The sequence below is a fragment of the Polaromonas sp. P1_F9 genome (genome assembly GCF_056405615.1).
Window position 1 is genome coordinate 1 of record NZ_JBFUBT010000016.1, and the last position, 1419, is coordinate 1419.

The following is a 1419-nucleotide window of genomic DNA, read 5'->3' on the forward strand; positions in this document are numbered from 1 at the left end:
GGCCAACCCGCTGATGGTGTGGGTGGGCAAGATCAGATCAGCTATCCGCTGTATTTGTGGCACTGGGTCATCCTGGTGTACCTGCGCATATTGGCCAGTGAGACGCCTTCCGTGGCTGTGCGCACTGGCGGGCTGCTGGCAGCGGTTGTGCTGTCCTGGCTGACCTATCGCTTTATCGAAACACCCTTGCGCTTCGGCGCCCACGCCCGCCGCAAAACCGTGGGCCTGCTTCTGCTCATGCTCGCCATCGCAGGCATCGCGTTTGCGTGCTTCCGGACCGAAGGCTTTGGCAATATTCGCCCAAGCATGGGCATGGCAAGCTCTGAGCAGTTTGCCTGGAAATACATGGGCAATGCAGAGTGCGCCGCCAAAGTCAAAACGCCGGCCGGATTCTGCATGCAGCTTGGCAATGCGAATGCCATCAGCATCGGTGTCATCGGAGACTCAACGGCGAACGCCCTCGTACCCGGCATTGCTGATCTGGTCATGGCCAGAAACGAAGGCATGATCAATATTGGTCATGGTGCATGCCCGCCCGTTCGTGGGCTGGTTCCAACAGCCACGTGGGGTGCCAAGCCCAACTGCCCCGAAATTGTGGACGATGCCTATCGGGTAGTTATGGCCGACCCGCATATCAAGACCGTCATCATGTCGGTGTTTACGCACGACATGCAGGACTGGGGTTACAAGGACTTGCCGGCCAAGGCATCCGTGGCAGAGCGGTTTGCCAAGGCGATGGAGCTGATGGATCGTGACATTGCCGCGCTGCAGGCCAGTGGCAAACAGGTCATCCTGACCTATGACGCCGCATATTCCCCGGTTTCAAGCAAAGACTGTGTGCACAGGCCTTACTCCAGCCTGCTCAGGGCAACCCGCAACTGCGAGGTTACCGAGGCCATGATCATTGACCGGTACCCCTATTTGACCCTGTTCAACGAACACTTCAATGGCCGCAAGGATGTTTGCGTATTTCGCCAGTCTGATATTTTGTTTACCAATGGGAAGCTCAATTTTGTCGATGCCAATGGCAGCATCCTGCTGCGGGATTCGCATCACCTGTCGGTCTATGGCTCAAAAAAAATGGCGCAATATTTGGCCTCTTCAGCATGCAAAGACCGCTTGCCGTGGAAGACCGAAAAATGAAGCAGTCGCATGGGCAATGCCTGAACGAACTCGATGGATGGGGCATGACGGATGGATGCTGAAGGGCGAGAAGTTGCGAGCACAGATGCGCTGACGCATCCCAAATACCGCGCAGACATTGACGGTCTGCGTGCGGTGGCGGTGTTGTCCGTGCTCGGCTTTCATGCGTATCCCGAATGGGTTCGCGGCGGCTTCATCGGCGTTGACATCTTCTTCGTCATCTCGGGCTTCCTGATCTCGACGATCATTTTTCAGGGCCTGGCTACTTCCCAGTTC

Annotated in this window: 2 protein-coding genes; both read left to right on the top strand. The window is 56.7% G+C overall.

Annotated features, from left to right (window positions below; all coding sequences use genetic code 11):
- The coding region (locus AC1DYR_RS22250; protein WP_477706989.1) for an acyltransferase family protein at positions 1 to 1143 on the top strand (1143 nt) is incomplete at its 5' end.
- Positions 1144 to 1194: 51 nt separating this feature from the next.
- A partial coding sequence (locus AC1DYR_RS22255) for an acyltransferase family protein (protein WP_477706990.1) occupies positions 1195 to 1419 on the top strand: 225 nt, incomplete at its 3' end.